This is a genomic window from Clavibacter sp. AC415 (genome assembly GCF_979252985.1).
In genome coordinates, this window is record NZ_CEEDAR010000016.1 from 82,825 (window position 1) to 100,082 (window position 17,258).

The 17,258-nt window shown below is 71.0% G+C and carries 14 protein-coding genes and 2 pseudogenes; 2 read left to right on the forward strand and 14 right to left on the reverse strand.

Translation table 11 applies throughout. From position 1 onward, the window contains the following. Position 1: 1 nt before the first annotated feature. The 4 genes and pseudogenes from ctaD to ACZ411_RS07860 form a co-directional block, all read right to left on the reverse strand. A complete protein-coding gene (gene ctaD, locus ACZ411_RS07845; protein WP_172407199.1) occupies positions 2-1,747 on the reverse strand; it encodes an aa3-type cytochrome oxidase subunit I in 1,746 nt (581 codons plus the stop codon). A 12-nt stretch (positions 1,748-1,759) separates the two neighbouring features. Beyond that, positions 1,760-2,670 (reverse strand): annotated as a pseudogene (ctaC, locus tag ACZ411_RS07850) (aa3-type cytochrome oxidase subunit II). Between the two features lie 123 nt (positions 2,671-2,793). Continuing rightward, complete coding sequence (gene erpA / locus ACZ411_RS07855) at positions 2,794-3,156, reverse strand: iron-sulfur cluster insertion protein ErpA (RefSeq protein ID WP_094116062.1); 363 nt, start codon at positions 3,154-3,156, stop codon at positions 2,794-2,796. A 130-nt stretch (positions 3,157-3,286) separates the two neighbouring features. After that, the gene (locus ACZ411_RS07860) at positions 3,287-4,708 is read right to left on the reverse strand and encodes a dipeptidase (RefSeq protein ID WP_094116063.1); all 1,422 of its coding nucleotides are present in this window, start codon (positions 4,706-4,708) and stop codon (positions 3,287-3,289) included. Positions 4,709-4,748: 40 nt separating this feature from the next. On the opposite strand from ACZ411_RS07860, the gene ACZ411_RS07865 reads away from it, so the two are divergent. Continuing rightward, entirely contained in the window at positions 4,749-5,342 is a 594-nt protein-coding gene (locus tag ACZ411_RS07865) for a DUF3043 domain-containing protein (protein ID WP_094116064.1), read from the forward strand. A 51-nt stretch (positions 5,343-5,393) separates the two neighbouring features. On the opposite strand, the gene ACZ411_RS07870 is transcribed toward ACZ411_RS07865, so the two are convergent. From ACZ411_RS07870 to hisD, 3 genes and pseudogenes are all read right to left on the reverse strand, one after another. Next, a complete protein-coding gene (locus ACZ411_RS07870; protein WP_464169733.1) occupies positions 5,394-6,425 on the reverse strand; it encodes a quinone-dependent dihydroorotate dehydrogenase in 1,032 nt (343 codons plus the stop codon). 51 nt (positions 6,426-6,476) lie between these two features. Then, entirely contained in the window at positions 6,477-6,944 is a 468-nt protein-coding gene (gene nrdR / locus ACZ411_RS07875; protein WP_104289842.1) for a transcriptional regulator NrdR, read from the reverse strand. A 17-nt stretch (positions 6,945-6,961) separates the two neighbouring features. Then, a pseudogene (gene hisD, locus ACZ411_RS07880) lies at positions 6,962-8,268 on the reverse strand (histidinol dehydrogenase). A gap of 61 nt (positions 8,269-8,329) precedes the next feature. Here hisD and ACZ411_RS07885 point away from each other — a divergent pair. Further along, a complete protein-coding gene (locus ACZ411_RS07885; protein ID WP_104289844.1) occupies positions 8,330-8,845 on the forward strand; it encodes a flavin reductase family protein in 516 nt (171 codons plus the stop codon). Between the two features lie 30 nt (positions 8,846-8,875). On the opposite strand, the gene dnaE is transcribed toward ACZ411_RS07885, so the two are convergent. From dnaE to ftsZ, 7 genes are all read right to left on the reverse strand, one after another. After that, positions 8,876-12,337 carry a DNA polymerase III subunit alpha gene (gene dnaE, locus ACZ411_RS07890; protein ID WP_464170086.1) on the reverse strand — a complete coding sequence of 1,154 codons (3,462 nt, stop codon included), beginning with the start codon at positions 12,335-12,337 and terminating at the stop codon, positions 8,876-8,878. Between the two features lie 126 nt (positions 12,338-12,463). Then, positions 12,464-13,381 (reverse strand): RluA family pseudouridine synthase, encoded by a 918-nt coding sequence (locus ACZ411_RS07895; protein WP_104343747.1) that lies wholly within the window; start codon positions 13,379-13,381, stop codon positions 12,464-12,466. A gap of 151 nt (positions 13,382-13,532) precedes the next feature. Beyond that, a complete protein-coding gene (locus ACZ411_RS07900) occupies positions 13,533-14,207 on the reverse strand; it encodes a DivIVA domain-containing protein (protein ID WP_104343748.1) in 675 nt (224 codons plus the stop codon). 137 nt (positions 14,208-14,344) lie between these two features. After that, positions 14,345-14,644 (reverse strand): YggT family protein, encoded by a 300-nt coding sequence (locus ACZ411_RS07905; RefSeq protein ID WP_094116998.1) that lies wholly within the window; start codon positions 14,642-14,644, stop codon positions 14,345-14,347. A 66-nt stretch (positions 14,645-14,710) separates the two neighbouring features. Next, complete coding sequence (locus ACZ411_RS07910; protein WP_104289848.1) at positions 14,711-15,205, reverse strand: cell division protein SepF; 495 nt, start codon at positions 15,203-15,205, stop codon at positions 14,711-14,713. 48 nt (positions 15,206-15,253) lie between these two features. Further along, positions 15,254-15,985 (reverse strand): YggS family pyridoxal phosphate-dependent enzyme, encoded by a 732-nt coding sequence (locus tag ACZ411_RS07915; protein ID WP_464169738.1) that lies wholly within the window; start codon positions 15,983-15,985, stop codon positions 15,254-15,256. Then, on the reverse strand, positions 15,982-17,121 hold the full coding sequence (gene ftsZ, locus ACZ411_RS07920; RefSeq protein ID WP_094116071.1) for a cell division protein FtsZ: 1,140 nt from the start codon (positions 17,119-17,121) through the stop codon (positions 15,982-15,984). The genes ACZ411_RS07915 and ftsZ overlap by 4 nt, the downstream gene beginning before the upstream one ends. Positions 17,122-17,258 lie beyond the last annotated feature (137 nt).

Sequence of the window (17,258 nt, forward strand, 5' to 3'; positions counted from 1 at the left end):
GTCACTTCACCTTGTCGCTGGAGATGTCGTAGGTGGCGGCGTCGGGAGCGTCCTTGGCGGGGCCGATTCCGACGGGGATGCCCGCCTCCGGGTGGTTCAGGTCGAAGGCCGGGGCCTCCGAGCGGATCCGGGGGATGGACGTGAAGTTGTGCCGCGGCGGCGGGCAGGACGTGGCCCACTCCAGCGAGCGACCGTAGCCCCAGGGGTCGTTGACCGTGACACGGGGCGCCGTGCGGGCGGTGATCCAGACGTTCAGGAAGAACGGGATCATCGACAGCGCGAGGATGCCGGCGCCGATGGTCGACAGCTGGTTCATCCACGTGAAGTCGTCCTCGGGCTGGTACGTCGCGTAACGACGCGGCATGCCCATGACGCCCAGCCAGTGCTGGATGAGGAAGGTGGTGTGGAAGCCGACGAACAGCAGCCAGAAGTGCACCTTGCCGAGACGCTCGTTGAGCATCGTGCCGGTCCACTTGGGCCACCAGAAGTAGAACCCGGAGAACATGGCGAACACGACGGTGCCGAACACCACGTAGTGGAAGTGCGCCACGACGAAGTAGGAGTCGGACACGTGGAAGTCGAGAGGCGGCGACGCGAGGATGACGCCGGTGAGGCCGCCGAAGGTGAACGTGATGAGGAAGCCGATGGCCCAGAGCATGGGCGTCTCGAACGTGACCGAGCCGCGCCACATCGTGCCGATCCAGTTGAAGATCTTCACGCCCGTGGGAACCGCGATGAGCATGGTCATGAGCGAGAAGAACGGCAGCAGGACCGAGCCCGTGACGTACATGTGGTGCGCCCACACCGTGACCGAGAGGGCCGCGATGGAGATCGTCGCGTAGACCAGGGTCTTGTACCCGAAGATCGGCTTGCGGCTGAAGACGGGGAAGACCTCGGAGACGATGCCGAAGAACGGCAGCGCGATGATGTACACCTCGGGGTGCCCGAAGAACCAGAACAGGTGCTGCCAGAGGATGGCGCCGCCGTTGGCCGGGTCGTAGATGTGCGCGTCGAAGATGCGGTCGGCGCCCAGGCCGAACAGCGCGGCGGCGAGCACCGGGAACGCCATGAGCACCAGCAGCGACGTCACGAGGATGTTCCACGTGAAGATCGGCATGCGGAACATGGTCATGCCCGGGGCGCGCATGGTGATGATGGTGGTCACGAAGTTGACGGCACCGAGGATGGTGCCGAATCCGCTGAGGGCCAGGCCCATCACCCAGAGATTGCCTCCCAACCCTGGCGAGAAGGTCGTGCTCGACAAGGGGGCGTAGGCGAACCAGCCGAACGACGCCGCACCCGCCGGGGTGAGGAAGCCGGCGACCGCGATGAGCGAGCCGAAGTTGAACAGCCAGTAGGCGAACGCGTTCAGACGCGGGAACGCCACGTCGGGAGCGCCGATCTGCAGCGGCATGAGCACGTTGGCGAAGCCGGCGAAGAGAGGCGTCGCGAACATGAGCAGCATGATCGTGCCGTGCATCGTGAAGAGCTGGTTGTACTGCTCCTTAGTCTCCACGACGTGGAGTCCGGGCTCGAAGAGCTGGGCGCGGATGACGAGGGCCATGACGCCGCCGAGGCAGAAGTAGAGGAACGAGGTGATCAGGTACAGGTACCCGATCGTCTTGTGGTCGGTGGAGGTGATCCAGTTGACCACGACGTTGCCCCGGCGCTCGGCCTTGCCGGAGCCGTCGAGGACCTTCGCCTGGCCCGCGGGGATCGCGGTGGGACGGTTGAGGGTCGATGTCACGTTGCTGCTGCCCTACTCTTCGGACGACTCGGTGGTGGCCGGCACGTCGGTGCCGGGGAGGTTCTGCAGGCGGTCGTAGTCGGTGCCGAGGTCTCCCTCGAAGCCGGCCGCCTTCTGGCTCTCGATGTAGGCGTTGTACTCGTCGATGGAGACGACCTTGACCTGGAACAGCATGAGGGAGTGGTACTCGCCGCAGAGCTCGGCGCACTTGCCCATGTACGTCCCCTCCTTCTCCGGGATGAACGTCATGTAGTTCGTCTTGCCGGAGATGAGGTCCTTCTTGTAGAGGAAGTCCACCACCCAGAAGGAGTGCAGCGTGTCGCGGGTGTTGAGCTCGAGCTCGACCTTGGTGTTGACCGGCAGGTACAGCGTGGGGAGCTTGTCCTTGTCGATGGATCCCTGGGTCCGTCGGGGTCGTCGACCGCCTGGACGCCCTGCTCGTACGCACCGCCCTCGATGGCCTCGCCGGACTCGGTCTCACCGCCGAGGTAGTTGAAGTCCCACGCCCACTGCTTGCCGAAGACCTGGACCTTGACCTCGGGGGTGTCGAAGCGCGCCTCGATAGCGGCCTGGTCCTTGGCGGTGAAGGCGAAGAAGCCGAGCACGAGGATGAGGGGCACGATCGTGTAGAAGATCTCGATCGGCATGTTGTAGCGCATCTGCACGGGGAGGCCGGTCTGGCCCTTGCGGCGGCGGTAGACAACGGCGGCCCAGATGGTGAGGCCCCAGGTGAGGACGCCCACGGCGAGGAGGACGATCCAGGCGGTGACCCACAGGCCGATGACCGAGTCGACGTGGTTCGTGGTGCCCGCCTCGGTGGGGAGCCAACCCTGGAGCTGCTGCTGCGTGCACCCCGCGAGGAGTACCGAGATGCCTATGGCGACAGGGATTGTCAGCCAACGTTGACGGCGAGTGAAGCGCACGTGCAGACCCTTCGAAGAACCGGATGTGACGTGTTCCACCCTACGCGACAGGGAGCCGCCCGACGGACGACTCCCTGCTCGAAGCCCGGTTCCACGGGCCTGGATCGCTCACCGTTCCATGTGTCAGTGGAACGAGTCCCCGCACGCGCACGAGCCGCCCGCGTTGGGGTTGTCGATGGTGAAGCCCTGCTTCTGGATGGTGTCCTCGAAGTCGATGGTGGCGCCGTCCAGGTACGGGACGCTCATCTTGTCGACGATGACCTCGACGCCGTCGAAGTCGACGGTCGCGTCGCCGTCGAGCTCGCGCTCGTCGAAGTAGAGCTGGTAGATGAGGCCGGAGCAGCCGCCGGGCTGCACGGCGACGCGGAGGCGGAGGTCCTCGCGGCCCTCCTGCTGGAGCAGGCTCTTGACCTTGCCTGCGGCGGTGTCCGTGAGGCCGACGCGGTGGGCCGCGGACGCGGTCTCGGTCAGCGTGGTGTCGGTCATGAGCACTCCTCGGGTGGTGGGATCTGCGGTCGGGCGACTCCTCGGGAGTCAACGTGGTGCAACCGCGAGCGCCACGCAGGTGTTCCCCGCCCGCCCGCGCGCATCCGGACGGGGCGCACGGGCGCCGGGATCAGGGCCTGCGGGCGATGCGCGACAGGAGGACCGCCTCGCTGAGGATGGCGCGCTGGAGGACGCCGAGGTGCTGCGACTCGTTCGGGCTGTGCGCCCGGGTGTCGGGGTCCTCGACGCCGGTCACCAGGATCTGGGCGGACGGGAAGGCCTCGACGAGGTCGGCGATGAACGGGATGGAACCGCCGATGCCGGCCTGCACGGGAGCGCGCCCCCACCCGGCGGTCATGGCGGCCGTCGCCTCGACCATCGCCCAGCCGCTCGTGTCGACGAGGAAGGGGTCGCCCTGGTCCACGTCGCTGATCTCGACGTGCGCGCCGAAGGGCCGGTTGCCCTGGATGTGCGCCTCGATGGCCGCGTACGCGTCGGCGGCGGTCTGGCCGGGCGCGATGCGGGCGCTGATGCGGACGGACACCTCCGGCAGCAGGGTGTTGCTCGCGTTGGCGACCGACGGGGCGTCGATGCCGGTCACGGTGATCGACGGCTGCGCCCACAGCCGCGTGAGGATCGGTCCGGTGCCGACGGCGCGGACGCCCGGCAGCAGGGCCGCCTCCTCCGCGAGGCGCGCGTCGTCGTAGTCCGGCGTCTCCATCTCGGTGGACGTGAGGCCCGCGACGGCGACGGATCCGTCCGCGTCCCACAGCGAGTCGAGGAGCCGGACGGCGGCCATCATCGCGTCGGGGACGGCACCGCCGAACATGCCGGAATGCGAGGCGTGGTCGAGCGTGCGCACCGACAGGCGGAACGTGACGTTGCCGCGGAGGGCGATGGTGATGGACGGGGTGTCGACGTCCCAGTTGTCGCTGTCGGCGACCACGATGACGTCGGCGGCGAGGGCGTCGTGGTGCGTGGCGAGGAAGTCGGAGAAGGAGCGCGAGCCCGCCTCCTCCTCCCCCTCGATGAAAACGGCCAGGCCGAGGTCGAGGTCGTCCCCCTCCGCCTCCACGAGCGCGCGGATGGCGGCCACGTGCGTCATGATCCCGGCCTTGTCGTCCGAGGCGCCGCGACCGTGCAGCCGCTCGCCCCGGAGGGTGGGCTCGAACGGCGGCGTCTCCCAGTGCTCGTCGGCACCGGGGGGCTGCACGTCGTGGTGCGCGTACAGGAGGACGGTCGGCTTCCCGTTCCGCGGAGCACGGGTCGCCAGCACCGCCGGCTGCCCGTCGTCACCCGACGGCGTCGTCGCGCGGTGCACCGAGACGTCGTCGAAGACGCCCAGGCCGGCGAGGAGACCCGCGACGGCGTCCGCGCTGGCGGCGACGTGGGTCGGGTCGAACGCCGGCCAGGAGACGCTGGGGATGCGGACCAGGGCCGAGAGGTCGGCGACGGTGGTGGGGAACCCGCCCGCGACGGCGGCGGCGAGCCGGTCGACGGCCTCCTGGTCCGGTGCGGTCACGGCGTCTGCGGAGGTGTCGGGAGGCGTCATGCAGGTAATCTTAGATTCACTCCAGGCAAGGACGAGAGACGTGGCGAAGCAGCAGACACCCGCAGAGACCCCCTCCGAGACGAGCGCCGCGGCGCCCGTGGACGGTCGTACGGCCGACGGGAAGAAGGGCCCGACCCCGACCCGTCGGGAGCGCGAGGCCGCGAACCTCCGCCCGCTCGTGCCGCAGGACCGCAAGCTCGCGGCCCAGCAGGCCAAGGAGAAGGCGCGCGAGGCCCGCGCCCGCGCCAACGCCGGCATGGCCGCCGGGGACGAGCGCTACCTGCCCGTGCGGGACAAGGGGCCGCAGAAGCGGTTCGCCCGCGACGTGGTGGACTCCCGCTGGAGCGTCGGCGAGCTCCTGCTGCCGGTCATGGGCGTGGTCGTCGTCCTCACCTTCGTGCTGCCGAACCTCTCGGCGATCCCGCTGCTGTCGATCTACGTGTTCGTCATCGCGGCCATCATCGACGCGTACTTCACGGGCCGTCGCGTGCGCGCCGCGATCGTCGCGCGGGTCGGGGCCGACCGCCTCGAGCGCGGCATCCGCTGGTACGCGGGCATGCGCACCATCCAGATGCGCCCGATGCGCCTCCCGAAGCCGCAGGTCAAGCGCCGCGAGAAGGTCACCTTCAGCTGATACCCCGACGGGCGGCGACCGCGCTCCGGCGCTCGCGTCCGGAGCGGGTCGTCAGCCCCGTCGGATGCGGGCGAGGCCCGTGTTGATCGACCGGGCCCACAGCGGACCCCGGTACAGGAACGCCGTGTAGCCCTGCACGAGCGTGGCGCCGGCGTCCAGACGCGCCTGGACGTCCGCGGCCGTGTCCACGCCGCCGACCGAGATCACGCAGGCGTCCTCGGGGAGCGCGCGGCGGAGGAGGCGGAGCACCTCCAGCGACCGCGCGGCCAGGGGCGCGCCGGAGAGCCCGCCCGCGCCCGCGGCCTCGACGACCGCCGGGTCCGTCCGGAGGCCCTGCCGGGAGAGCGTGGTGTTCGTGGCGATGACGCCGGCGAGGCCGAGCTCGGTCGCGAGCCCCGCGATCCGCTCCACCTCCGCGTCCTGGAGGTCCGGTGCGATCTTGACGAGCACGGGCACGCCGTCGGCCGCGTCGCGGATGCTCGTCAGCAGCGGCCGCAGCAGCTCGATCTCCTGGAGGCCGCGCAGCCCCGGGGTGTTCGGCGAGCTGACGTTGACCGCGAGGTAGTCGGCGACGGGGGCCACCAGGCGCGTCGTCCGCACGTAGTCGGCGACGGCGTCCTCCACGGCGACGGCGCGGGTCTTGCCGATGTTGACCCCGATCACGGGCCGGTCTCGGCGCGCGCGGAGACGACGGAGGCGGTCGGCGAGTGCCACCGCTCCCCCGTTGTTGAAGCCCATGCGGTTGATCACCGCGTGGTCCTCGATCAGGCGGAAGAGCCGCGGCCGCGGGTTGCCCGGCTGGGCGACGGCGGTGACCGTCCCGACCTCCACGTGCCCGAACCCGAGCTGGCCGAGACCGAGCACGGCCTGCGCGTCCTTGTCGAAGCCGGCGGCCACGCCGAAGGGCGACGGGAAGCGGAGCCCGAGGGCGTCGACCGCGAGCGACGCGTCCGGCTCGGTCAGGCGTCGGGCGATCCAGCCGAGGCCAGACGGCGGGAGGAGGGCGATGGCCGTGGACGCCAGGTGGTGCGCGTCCTCCGGGTCCATGCGCGACAGGACCGTGCGGAAGAGGAGGGGATACATCGGCACCAGGCTAGCGCCTGAGGACGTGCCCTCCTGCGGCGTGCGAGCGGGTCAGGACAGGTCGGGGGACGCCGCGTGCGCGACGCGCAGCTGGGCGATCGCCGACTCGAAGTCGTCCAGGGAGTCGAAGCCCTGGTACACGCTGGCGAACCGCAGGTAGGCAACCTCGTCGAGCTCGCGGAGCGGCGGGAGGATCGACAGCCCGATGTCGTTGGCCTCGATCTGCGAGGCACCGGTGGCGCGGATGGCCTCCTCGACCCGCTGGGCGAGCACGGCCAGATCGGTGTCGGTGACGGGACGGCCCTGGCACGCCTTCCGCACGCCGGTGACGATCTTCTCGCGGCTGAACGGCTCGACGACGCCGTTGCGCTTGATCACGCTGAGGCTCGCGGTCTCCGTGGTGCTGAAGCGCCGGCCGCACTCGGGGCACTGCCGCCGACGGCGGATCGACAGGCCGTCGTCGCTCGTGCGGGAGTCGACGACGCGGGAGTCGGGGTGGCGGCAGAAGGGGCAGAACATGGTGTGGCCAGGATACGTCAGCGCCCGAGGCGCGCCGTCACGGCCTCGCCGTGCGCCGGCAGGTCCTCGGCGCGGCTGAGCGCCACGATCAGCGGCTCCGCCTCCCGGAGGGCATCGGCGTCGTAGCGCACCACCTGCTGGGGGCGGAGGAACGTGTACGCGCCGAGGCCGGAGCCGAACCGGGCCTGGCCACCCGTGGGGAGGACGTGGTTGGAGCCGGCCAGGTAGTCGCCGAGGCTCACGGGCGAGTGCGGGCCGAGGAAGATCGCGCCGGCGCTGTGCAGGTGGGCGAGGAGGGCCTCGGGGTCGGCCGTCTGCACGGAGAGGTGCTCAGGGCCGTACGCGTCGCTGTACCGCGCCGCCGTCTCGAGGTCGTCGACCACGAGGATCGCGGACTGCGGGCCGGTGAGCGCCTGGACGACGCGCGGGCGGAGTGCCCCGTCGCCGCGGCGAGCGTCGCGACCTCGGCGTCGACCGCCCGGGCGAGCTCCGGGGAGTCCGTGACGAGGACGGACGCGGCCATCTCGTCGTGCTCCGCCTGGCTCACGAGGTCGGCGGCCACGAGGTGCGCGTCGGCTGCCTGGTCGGCGATGACGAGGATCTCGGTCGTGCCGGCCTCCGAGTCGATCCCGGTCACGCCCCGGACCACGCGCTTGGCGGCTGCGACGTAGATGTTGCCGGGCCCGGTGACCACGTCGACGGGCTCGAGCCCGAGATCGGCGACGCCGTGCGCGAACGCGCCGATGGCGCCCGCGCCGCCCATCGCGTAGACCTCGGTGACGCCGAGGAGGCCGGCGGCCCCGAGGATCACCGGGTGCACGGAGCCCCCGTGCGCCGCCTGGGCGGGCGAGGCGAGCGCGATGCTGGCGACGCCGGCCACCTGGGCGGCCACGACGTTCATCACCACGCTGGACGGGTAGACGGCCTTGCCGCCCGGCACGTAGAGGCCGACGCGCCGCACCGGCTGCCAGCGCTGGACGATGGTGCCGCCGGGGACGACCGTCGTGGTGGTCTCGGCCGGCACCTGCGCCGCCGAGCCGAGCCGGACGCGCCGGATGGCCTCCTCGAGGGCGGCGCGGACGGCGGGGTCGAGGCCCGCGACGGCGTCGGCGATCGCCTCCGCCGACACGCGCAGGGAGCCCGGGCGCACGCGGTCGAGCCGCTCCGCCTGGTCGAGCAGCGCCGCGCTCCCCCGCGTGCGCACGTCCTCGACCAGCTCGCGGGCGACGTCGAGCGCGACGGCCACGTCGGTGACCGGACGCGGGAGGAGGTCGAGCAGGTCGGCGGTGCTGGGCGTGGTGCCGCGGAGGTCCTGGATGCGCATCATGACTCCGGAAGTCTACCGAGCGGGCGGTCGGCGGATCCGGCGGCTAGCGTCTCGATGCATGGACGCGCACCCCGCCACCACGCTCTCCGAGGCCCGAGGCCTGGACGCCTTCCGCGCCGCCTTCCGGCGCCACGCGGCCGGCGTCGCCGTCGTCACCGCGCGTGACGCCGCCGGCTCCCCCGTCGGCTTCACCGCCACGTCGCTCTCCTCGGTTTCCGCCGACCCGCCGCTCGCGAGCTTCAGCCTCGCCCGCACGGCGTCGAGCGCCGCGGCCCTCGCGGAGGCGGACCACGTGGCCATCCACGTGCTCGGTGCCCGCGACCGGCACCTCGCCGAGCGCCTCAGCGGGCCGGCCTCCGAGCGCTTCGCAGGCGACCACTGGTCCCCGGGCCCGCACGGGCTCCCCGTCCTCGACGGGGGCACCGCGCTGCTCGTGGCCCGCATCGTCGAGCGGGTCCACGTGCACGACGCGATCGTCGTCATCGTGCGCGTCGAGGACGGCGGCCCGGGCGTCGACGACGAGCCGCTCGTGTACCACGCCCGCCGCTACCTCCGCCCGGGCACCGAGGCCTGAGCGCGCTCCCGGACGGGCCGTCCCGGCGGGTCAGCCCAGGCAGTTCGGCCCGAGCAGGGACTTGAGCTCGCCGTAGAGGTCCGCGCTCACCGTGACCGGGTACGGGATCTCGAATACGCGGCCGCTGTCGCCCTTGACGAGCTGCAGCCGGACCTCCGTGTCGCCCGAGTGGCGGATCAGCACGTCGTTGAGGCCCATGACGGTCTCCGTCGTGGCGCGGTTCTCGGCGAGGCTGATGAGCAGCGGACCGGACCCCAGGCTCTGACCGAGGTCGGGCTGGAACATCGAGAACGCGTGGATGTTCATGCCGTCGTCGCGCGTGGACACGCGACCGCGGATCACCACGACGGTGTCGCCCTGCAGGGCCGGCGCGAACTCCTGGTACGCCTTGCCCATGAACATGCAGGTGATCTCGCCGCCGAAGTCCTCCAGCTGCACCATGCCGTACTGGTTGCCCGAGTTCCGCGCCGTGCGGTGCTGGACGCTCGTGAGCAGTCCCGCGAGCGTGACCGTCTCGCCGTCCATGGACGCATCGGTGGCCAGCAGCTCCGCGATGCCCGTGGAGGCGAGCTTCGCGAGCGGGATCTCGAGGCCCGCGAGCGGGTGGTCCGAGACGTAGAGCCCGAGCATCTCGCGCTCGAACGCGAGCTTGTCGCGCTTCGCCCACTCGGGCCGCTCGGGGACCTTGCGCGCATGCTGCGGCTCGTCCCAGAGGCTGTCGAAGTCGAACCCGACCTGCCCGTTCATGGCCGCGCGCTTATCGCTCACGGACGCGTCGATCATGCCCTCGTGCACCTCGAGGAGGGCTCGACGGGTGTCGCCCAGCGAGTCGAACGCGCCGGCCTTGATGAGCGACTCCACCGTGCGCTTGTTGGCGACCGGCAGCGGGACCTTCTTGAGGAAGTCGTCGAAGGACTCGAAGGCGCCCTGCTCCGCGCGCGCCCCCCGGAGGGCCTCGACCACGTTCGCGCCGACGTTCCGCACGGCGCCGAGGCCGAAGCGGATGTCGGCGCCCGCGGCGGCGAAGAAGCCGATCGACTCGTTGACGTCCGGCGGGAGCACCCTGATGCCCATGCGTCGGCACTCGTTGAGGTAGAGCGCCATCTTGTCCTTGGAGTCGCCGACGCTCGTGAGCAGCGCGGCCATGTACTCGGCCGGGTAGTGCGCCTTGAGGTACGCGGTCCAGTACGAGACCACGCCGTAGGCGGCGGAGTGCGCCTTGTTGAACGCGTAGTCGGAGAAGGGCAGGAGGATGTCCCAGAGCGCCTTCACCGCGGCCATCGAGTAGCCGTTGTCCTGCATGCCCTGCGAGAAGCCCGCGAACTGCTTGTCGAGCTCCGACTTCTTCTTCTTGCCCATGGCGCGGCGCAGGAGGTCGGCCTGCGCGAGCGTGAAGCCGGCGAGCTTCTGCGCGACCGACATCACCTGCTCCTGGTAGACGATCAGGCCGTGCGTGGTGCCGAGCACCTCGCGCAGCGGCTCCTCGAGCTCCGGGTGGATGGGCGTGATCTCCTGCAGCCCGTTCTTCCGCAGCGCGTAGTTGGTGTGCGAGTTCGCGCCCATGGGCCCCGGGCGGTAGAGCGCGATGACGGCGGAGATGTCCTCGAAGTCGTCCGGCTTCATCATGCGCAGCAGCGACCGCATGGGGCCGCCGTCGAGCTGGAACACGCCGAGGGTGTCGCCGCGGGCGAGCAGGTCGTACGCGGCGCGGTCGTCGAGGCCCAGGTCCTCGAGGACGAGCTTCTCGCCGCGGTTCGACTCGATGTTGTTGAGCGCGTCGTCGATGATCGTGAGGTTGCGGAGCCCCAGGAAGTCCATCTTGATGAGCCCGAGGGACTCGCAGGCCGGGTAGTCGAACTGCGTGACGATCTGGCCGTCCTGCTCCCGCTTCATGATCGGGATGATGTCGATGAGCGGCTCGCTCGACATGATGACGCCGGCCGCGTGCACGCCCCACTGGCGCTTCAGGTTCTCGATGCCCTGCGCGGTCTCGAAGACCTTCTGCGCCTCCGGGTCCATGGCGAGGACCTCGCGGAAGTCGCCGGCCTCGCGGTAGCGCGGGTGGTCGGTGTCCAGGATGCCGGACAGGGGGATGTCCTTGCCCATGATCGCCGGCGGCATGGCCTTGGTGAGCTTGTCGCCCATCGAGAAGGGGTACCCGAGCACGCGGCTGGAGTCCTTGAGGGCCTGCTTCGCCTTGATCGTGCCGTACGTGACGATCTGGGCCACGCGCTCGTCGCCGTACTTTTCCGTGACGTACCGGATGACCTCGCCGCGGCGACGGTCGTCGAAGTCGACGTCGAAGTCGGGCATGGAGACGCGGTCGGGGTTCAGGAACCGCTCGAAGAGCAGGCCGTGCTGCAGCGGGTCGAGGTCGGTGATGCCCATGGCGTACGCCACCATGGACCCCGCGCCCGAGCCGCGGCCGGGGCCCACGCGGATGCCGTTCTCCCGCGACCAGCCGATGAAGTCGGCGACGACGAGGAAGTAGCCCGGGAAGCCCATCTGGGCGATGACGCCGACCTCGTAGTCGGCGCGCTTGCGGACCTCGTCGGAGAAGCCCGCCGGGTACCGGCGGACGAGCCCGCGCTCGACCTCCTTCACGAACCAGGTCTGCTCGCTCTCGCCCTCGGGGACGGGGTACCGCGGCATGTAGTTCGCCGACTCGTTGAACTGCACGTCGCAGCGCTCGGCGATGAGCAGGGTGTTGTCGCACGCCTCCTCGTGGTCGCGGAAGAGGTGCCGCATCTGCGCGGCGGTCTTCAGGTAGAACTCGTCCGCGTCGAACTTGAAGCGGTTGGGGTCGTCGAGGGTCGTGCCCGACTGGACGCACAGGAGAGCCGCGTGGCTGGTCGCGTCGTGCTCGTGCGTGTAGTGGAGGTCGTTGGTGGCGACGAGCGGGAGGTCGAGGTCCTTCGCGAGGCGGAGGAGGTCGCTCATGATCCGCCGCTCGATGCCGAGGCCGTGGTCCATGATCTCGCAGAAGTAGTTGCCGGCCCCGAAGATGTCGCGGTAGTCGCTCGCGGCCTTGACCGCCTCGTCGTACTGCCCGAGCCGGAGGCGCGTCTGCACCTCCCCGGACGGGCAGCCCGTGGTCGCGATGAGGCCCTTGGCGTAGGTGCTCAGCAGCTCGCGGTCCATGCGGGGCTTGAAGTAGTAGCCCTCGAGCGACGCGCGCGACGACAGGCGGAAGAGGTTGTGCATGCCCTCGGTCGTCTCGGCCAGCATCGTGAGGTGCGTGTACGCACCCGATCCGGAGACGTCGTCCTGTCCGCCGTTGCCCCAGCGGATGCGCGTGCGGTCGCCGCGGTGGGTGCCCGGCGTGATGTACGCCTCGGTGCCGATGATGGGCTTGACGCCCGCGTTCCTCGCCTGCTTCCAGAAGTCGAACGCGCCGAAGACGTTGCCGTGGTCGGTGATGGCGACGGCCGGCATGGCCTGCTCGGCGGCCGCCTGGACCAGCGGGCCGACGCGGGCCGCGCCGTCGAGCATGGAGTACTCGCTGTGGACGTGGAGATGGACGAACGAGTCGTTGCGGGGCACGGGTCTCTTCTACTGGTCTGGTCGAGGTGTGGCCATCTTAGGCAGGCCCCGGAGGGCCGGGCGGCGTGTCGGGCGTCAGTCGCGGAGGACGTCGAGGGCGTGCTGGAGGTCCGCCGGGTAGGTGCTCGAGAACGACGCGCGGTCGCCCGTCGCGGGGTGCGTGATCTCGAGCCGCATGGCATGCAGCCACTGGCGGTGCAGGTCGAGCTGGGCGGAGATCGTGGGGTCGGCGCCGTACATGGCGTCGCCCACGCAGGGATGGCGCTGGGCGGCCATGTGCACGCGGATCTGGTGGGTGCGTCCGGTCTCCAGGTGCACCTCCAGGAGGGCGGCCCGGGGGAACGCCTCGAGCGTCTCGTAGTGGGTCACGGACGGCTTGCCGTCGGCGGTGACCGCGAACTTCCAGTCGCTGCGCGGGTGGCGGCCGATGGGGGCGTCGATGGTGCCCGCGAGCGGATCCGGGTGGCCCTGCACGACCGCGTGGTACACCTTCTCGACCTCGCGGTCGTGGAACTGCCGCTTGAGCTCCGTGTACGCGCGCTCCGTCTTCGCGACGACCATGAGACCGCTCGTGCCCGCGTCGAGGCGGTGCACGATGCCCTGCCGCTCCTCGGCGCCGGACGTGCTGAGCCGGAACCCGGCGGCCGCCAGCGCACCGAGGACGGTCGGCCCCGTCCACCCGACGCTCGGGTGGGCCGCGACGCCGACGGGCTTGTCGACCACGACGATGTCGTCGTCGTCGTGCACGATGCCGAGGTCCGGGACCGCGAGGGGCACCACGGACGGCTCCTGCCGGGGCTGCCAGCTGACGGCGAGCATCGAGCCGCCCACGAGGCGGTCGGACTTGCCGGCCTCCCGTCCGTCCTGCGTCACGCCGCCGGACTCGGCGACCTCGGCCGCGAAGCTGCGGGAGAACCCGAGGAGCCGCGCGAGGCCCGCGTCGACGCGCTGCCCGTCGAGGCCGTCGGGGACGGGGAGGGTGCGGTGCTCCATGGGGACCTCTTCCGGTGCGTGCGATGCGATGCGATGCGGTTCGGGACGGCTGATCCGGCCCGCATGCGCGAACGACGACGGCGACGCGGGGCCCGCGGCGGATGCCGTGCGGGACCCACGCCGCCGTCGGGCGTGCGGGTGGTGCGGGGTGCTAGCTGCCGAACGAGGCGGTGGCGGGCGCCTCGCTGGAGCCGGAGGCGTCGAGCTCGCGGAGCTGGCCCTCGATGTAGCCCTTGAGCTTCGTGCGGTACTCGCGCTCGAAGGTGCGCAGCTCGTCGATGCGGCCCTCGAGGACCTGGCGCTCCTTCTCGAGGACGGCGGTCTTCGAGCGCTGCTCGGCCTCGGCCTCGGCGGCGATGCGGGCGGCGGTGGCGTGCGCCTCGGCGACGAGCGCGTCGCGCTTCTCGACGCCCTCGCGGACGTGCTCCTCGTGCAGCTTGCGGGCGAGCTTGAGCAGGCTGCTGGTGCTGGAGGTCTCGTCGTCGTCGTCCGCGGCGACAGCCGCGGGGGCGGCGGGCGCCTGCGCGACGACGGGGGCCGCGACGGGCTCCGGCTCGGGGGCGGCCTCGGGCTCGGGCTCGGCCACGACGGGCGCCTGCTCGACCGCGGCGGGCGCGGGAGCGGGGGTCTCGATGGCCGTCGTCGCGGCGGGGGCGGCGTCGCCCGAGCCGAGGCGCTGGCGCAGCTCCTCGTTCTCCTGGTGGAGACGGCGCAGCTCGACGACCACCTCGTCGAGGAAGTCGTCCACCTCGTCCTGGTCGTATCCCTCGCGGAACTTGGTCGGCTGGAAACGCTTGTTGACGACGTCTTCAGGAGTGAGAGCCATGGCCTGCCACCTCTTTTGTGCGTAGAGCGGGGTCCGCGCGAGCGGACGGGGATTCGGGACAACGTGCGCCTCAACGCTACCAGCGGATGGCGGCGGTCCGGGGACCGGAGGGTGGATCCGGAGCGAGGCGGCGGTCGTCAGCGCATCAGGCCGCCGACGACGTTGAACAGGATGATCGCGACGAGCATCGTGATCATCCATCCGAAGTCGAGCGCCACCGGGCCGAGGCGGAGCGGCGGGATGAGGCGGCGGACGAAGCCGATGGGCGGGTCCGTGACCGTGTACGACGCCTCCGCGACGATGAGCATCGCACCGCGCGGGCGCCACTGCCGCGAGAGCGACTGGACCAGGTCGAGGACGAAGCGGCCCCACATGCAGATGATGAACGCCAGGAGGGCGAACCACACGACGGTGGCGACGATGTTCACGATGATCACGGACACAAGTATGGCGGGCGCCGATGGGAGCTCCCGCCGACGCCCGCCATCACGGGGCTCCGAGGATCAGCGTCCGAAGAACGACGCCTCGACCTCGGCCTCGGTGGCCGACTGCTCGCCGGAGACGGCGACGTGCGACGGCGAGAGGAGGAAGACCTTGGCGGTGACGCGCTCGATCTTGCCGTAGAGGCCGATGGAGAGGCCGCTGGCGAAGTCGATGAGACGGCGGGCGTCGTCGTCCGTCATCTGCGAGAGGTTGATGATGACCGGCACGCCCTCGCGGAAGTTCTCGGCGATGACCTGGGCGTCCTTGTAGGCCTTGGGGTGGACGGTGAGGATCTCGTTCATTTCAGCCGGCGCCGCATTCCTTGTGGTGGTCGAGGGCTTGTGCAGGGGGGTCACGGGTGCGCGCTTGGCCTGCTGCTGGGGAGCGGGGGCGGGCGTCGGGACGGCCTGGACGGGGGACTGCTGCTGCTGCGCGGGCTGCTGCTGCTGCGGGTAGTCGAGCTCCTCGTCGGCGAGTCCCAGGTACACCATGGTCTTGCGAAGTGGGTTGGCCATCATTCCTCTTTCCGGGTCGGCCTGACGAACCGGACCGCACTCCCGACGTTAAGGGCGGTCGGGTCGCTTTCCCGTGATTGCCGAGCCGATCCGAAGGTGTGTCGCGCCCTCGAGGAGCGCCTCGCGGAGGTCCCCGGACATGCCGGCCGAGATGGCCCGCGCGTCGGGCAGGATGCGCCGCACATCGTCCGAGATGCCCCGCAGCCGCGCGAAGGCACGACGCGGCTCCCCGTCCTCGGGAGCGACCGCCATGACGCCCAGGACGCGGATCCCGGGGGCCCCCGCCGCGTGCTCCGCGAGGGCCTCCGCCTCGGCGGGCGGCACGCCGCCCCGGCCCGTGTCGTCGGTCAGGTTCACCTGCAGGAAGACGCGCGTCTCCTGCTCGTCGGAGGCGAGCGCGTCCACGAGCGACGGACGGTCGACGGAGTGGATCACGGAGGCGTAGCGGCGCACCTGACGGGCCTTCTTGCCCTGGAGCTGGCCGACGAAGTGCCGCGAGAGGCCCTCCCCCTCGAGCTCCGCCGCCTTGCCCTGGGCCTCCTGGTGTCGGCTCTCGCCGAGGTCGCGGACCCCGAGGTCCACGAGTGCGTGGATGAGGGACACCGGCTGGAACTTGGTGACCACGATCGTGGTCACCTCCTCCGGGCTGCGCCCGGCCTGGCGGATGCCCTCGGCGACGTCCTCCCGCACGGACGCCCACCGCTCGGCGAGGCCCGGGTGGGCCTCGTCGGGGTGGGCGTCCGGTGCGGCGGCACCGTCGGAGCGGGGACCGTCGGTCACTTCAGGAAGTCGGGGATGTCCAGGTCGTCGCCGTCGTCCTCGAAGGTCGGGTCGCTGGCCGGGACGGACGCGACGGGCGCCTCCGCCTGCGGACGCGCGGGCGCCTGCGCGACCGCCTCGGGAGCGGTGACCGCTCCCCCACCGGCCGCGACGAAGCCGCTGCGGCGGTTCTCGACCTTGGCGGACGGCTCGCCGCCGTCGAAGCCCGCGGCGATCACGGTGACGCGCACCTCGTCGCCGAGCGTGTCGTCGATGACCGCGCCGAAGATGATGTTCGCCTCGGGGTGCACCGCCTCCTGCACGAGCTTGGCGGCGTCGTTGATCTCGAAGATGCCGAGGTTCGACCCGCCCTGGATCGAGAGCAGCACGCCGTGCGCGCCCTCGATGCTGGCCTCGAGCAGCGGCGAGGCGACCGCGAGCTCGGCGGCCTTGATCGACCGGTCGGCCCCACGTGAGGAGCCGATGCCCATGAGGGCGGAGCCGGCGCCCTGCATGACCGACTTGACGTCGGCGAAGTCGAGGTTGATGAGGCCCGGGGTGGTGATGAGGTCGGTGATGCCCTGGACACCGGCGAGGAGGACCTGGTCGGCGGTCGCGAAGGCCTCGAGCATGCTGATGCCGCGGTCGCTGATCTCCAGCAGCCGGTCGTTCGGGACGACGATGAGGGTGTCGACCTCGTTCTTCAGCGTCGCGACGCCGAGCTCGGCCTGGGCCGAGCGGCGCTTGCCCTCGAAGCCGAACGGCTTCGTGACGACGCCGATGGTGAGCGCGCCGATCGACTTCGCGATGCGCGCCACGACGGGCGCGCCGCCCGTTCCCGTGCCGCCGCCCTCGCCCGCGGTGACGAAGACCATGTCGGCGCCGGCCAGCGCCTCCTCGATCTCCTCCGCGTGGTCCTCGGCGGCACGACGGCCGACCTCCGGGTCGGCGCCGGCGCCGAGGCCCCGGGTGATCTCGCGGCCGACGTCGAGCTTGACGTCGGCGTCGCTCATGAGCAGCGCCTGCGCGTCGGTGTTGATCGCGATGAACTCCACGCCCCGCAGACCGAGCTCGATCATGCGGTTGACGGCGTTGACGCCGCCACCGCCGATGCCGACGACCTTGATGACGGCGAGGTAGTTCTGGTTGTTCGACACGACGGGCCTCCGCTAGAACCTTCGACCTCCGGTGGAGGCTTAGAGTTTACTCAGTATGCATTTCCTGGTCCCGACGTTCAGGGGGCGGCGGGTCGGCGCGGTGACTCCCGTGCCGCGTGTCGCGAAGCCCGCCGGGA

Bases quoted from the DNA above. Each gene is read 5' to 3' on its own strand.
- erpA (WP_094116062.1), bottom strand. From the start codon at position 3,156: ATGACCGACACCACGCTGACCGAGACCGCGTCCGCGGCCCACCGCGTC.
- ACZ411_RS07860 (WP_094116063.1), bottom strand. From the start codon at position 4,708: ATGACGCCTCCCGACACCTCCGCAGACGCCGTGACCGCACCGGACCAG.
- ACZ411_RS07870 (WP_464169733.1), bottom strand. From the start codon at position 6,425: ATGTATCCCCTCCTCTTCCGCACGGTCCTGTCGCGCATGGACCCGGAG.
- nrdR (WP_104289842.1), bottom strand. From the start codon at position 6,944: ATGTTCTGCCCCTTCTGCCGCCACCCCGACTCCCGCGTCGTCGACTCC.
- ACZ411_RS07885 (WP_104289844.1), top strand. From the start codon at position 8,330: ATGGACGCGCACCCCGCCACCACGCTCTCCGAGGCCCGAGGCCTGGAC.
- dnaE (WP_464170086.1), bottom strand. From the start codon at position 12,337: ATGCTCGACGGCGCGGCCCGCGTCGGCCCGCTGGTCCAGGCGGCCGCC.
- ACZ411_RS07895 (WP_104343747.1), bottom strand. From the start codon at position 13,381: ATGGAGCACCGCACCCTCCCCGTCCCCGACGGCCTCGACGGGCAGCGC.
- ACZ411_RS07900 (WP_104343748.1), bottom strand. From the start codon at position 14,207: ATGGCTCTCACTCCTGAAGACGTCGTCAACAAGCGTTTCCAGCCGACC.
- ACZ411_RS07910 (WP_104289848.1), bottom strand. From the start codon at position 15,205: ATGGCCAACCCACTTCGCAAGACCATGGTGTACCTGGGACTCGCCGAC.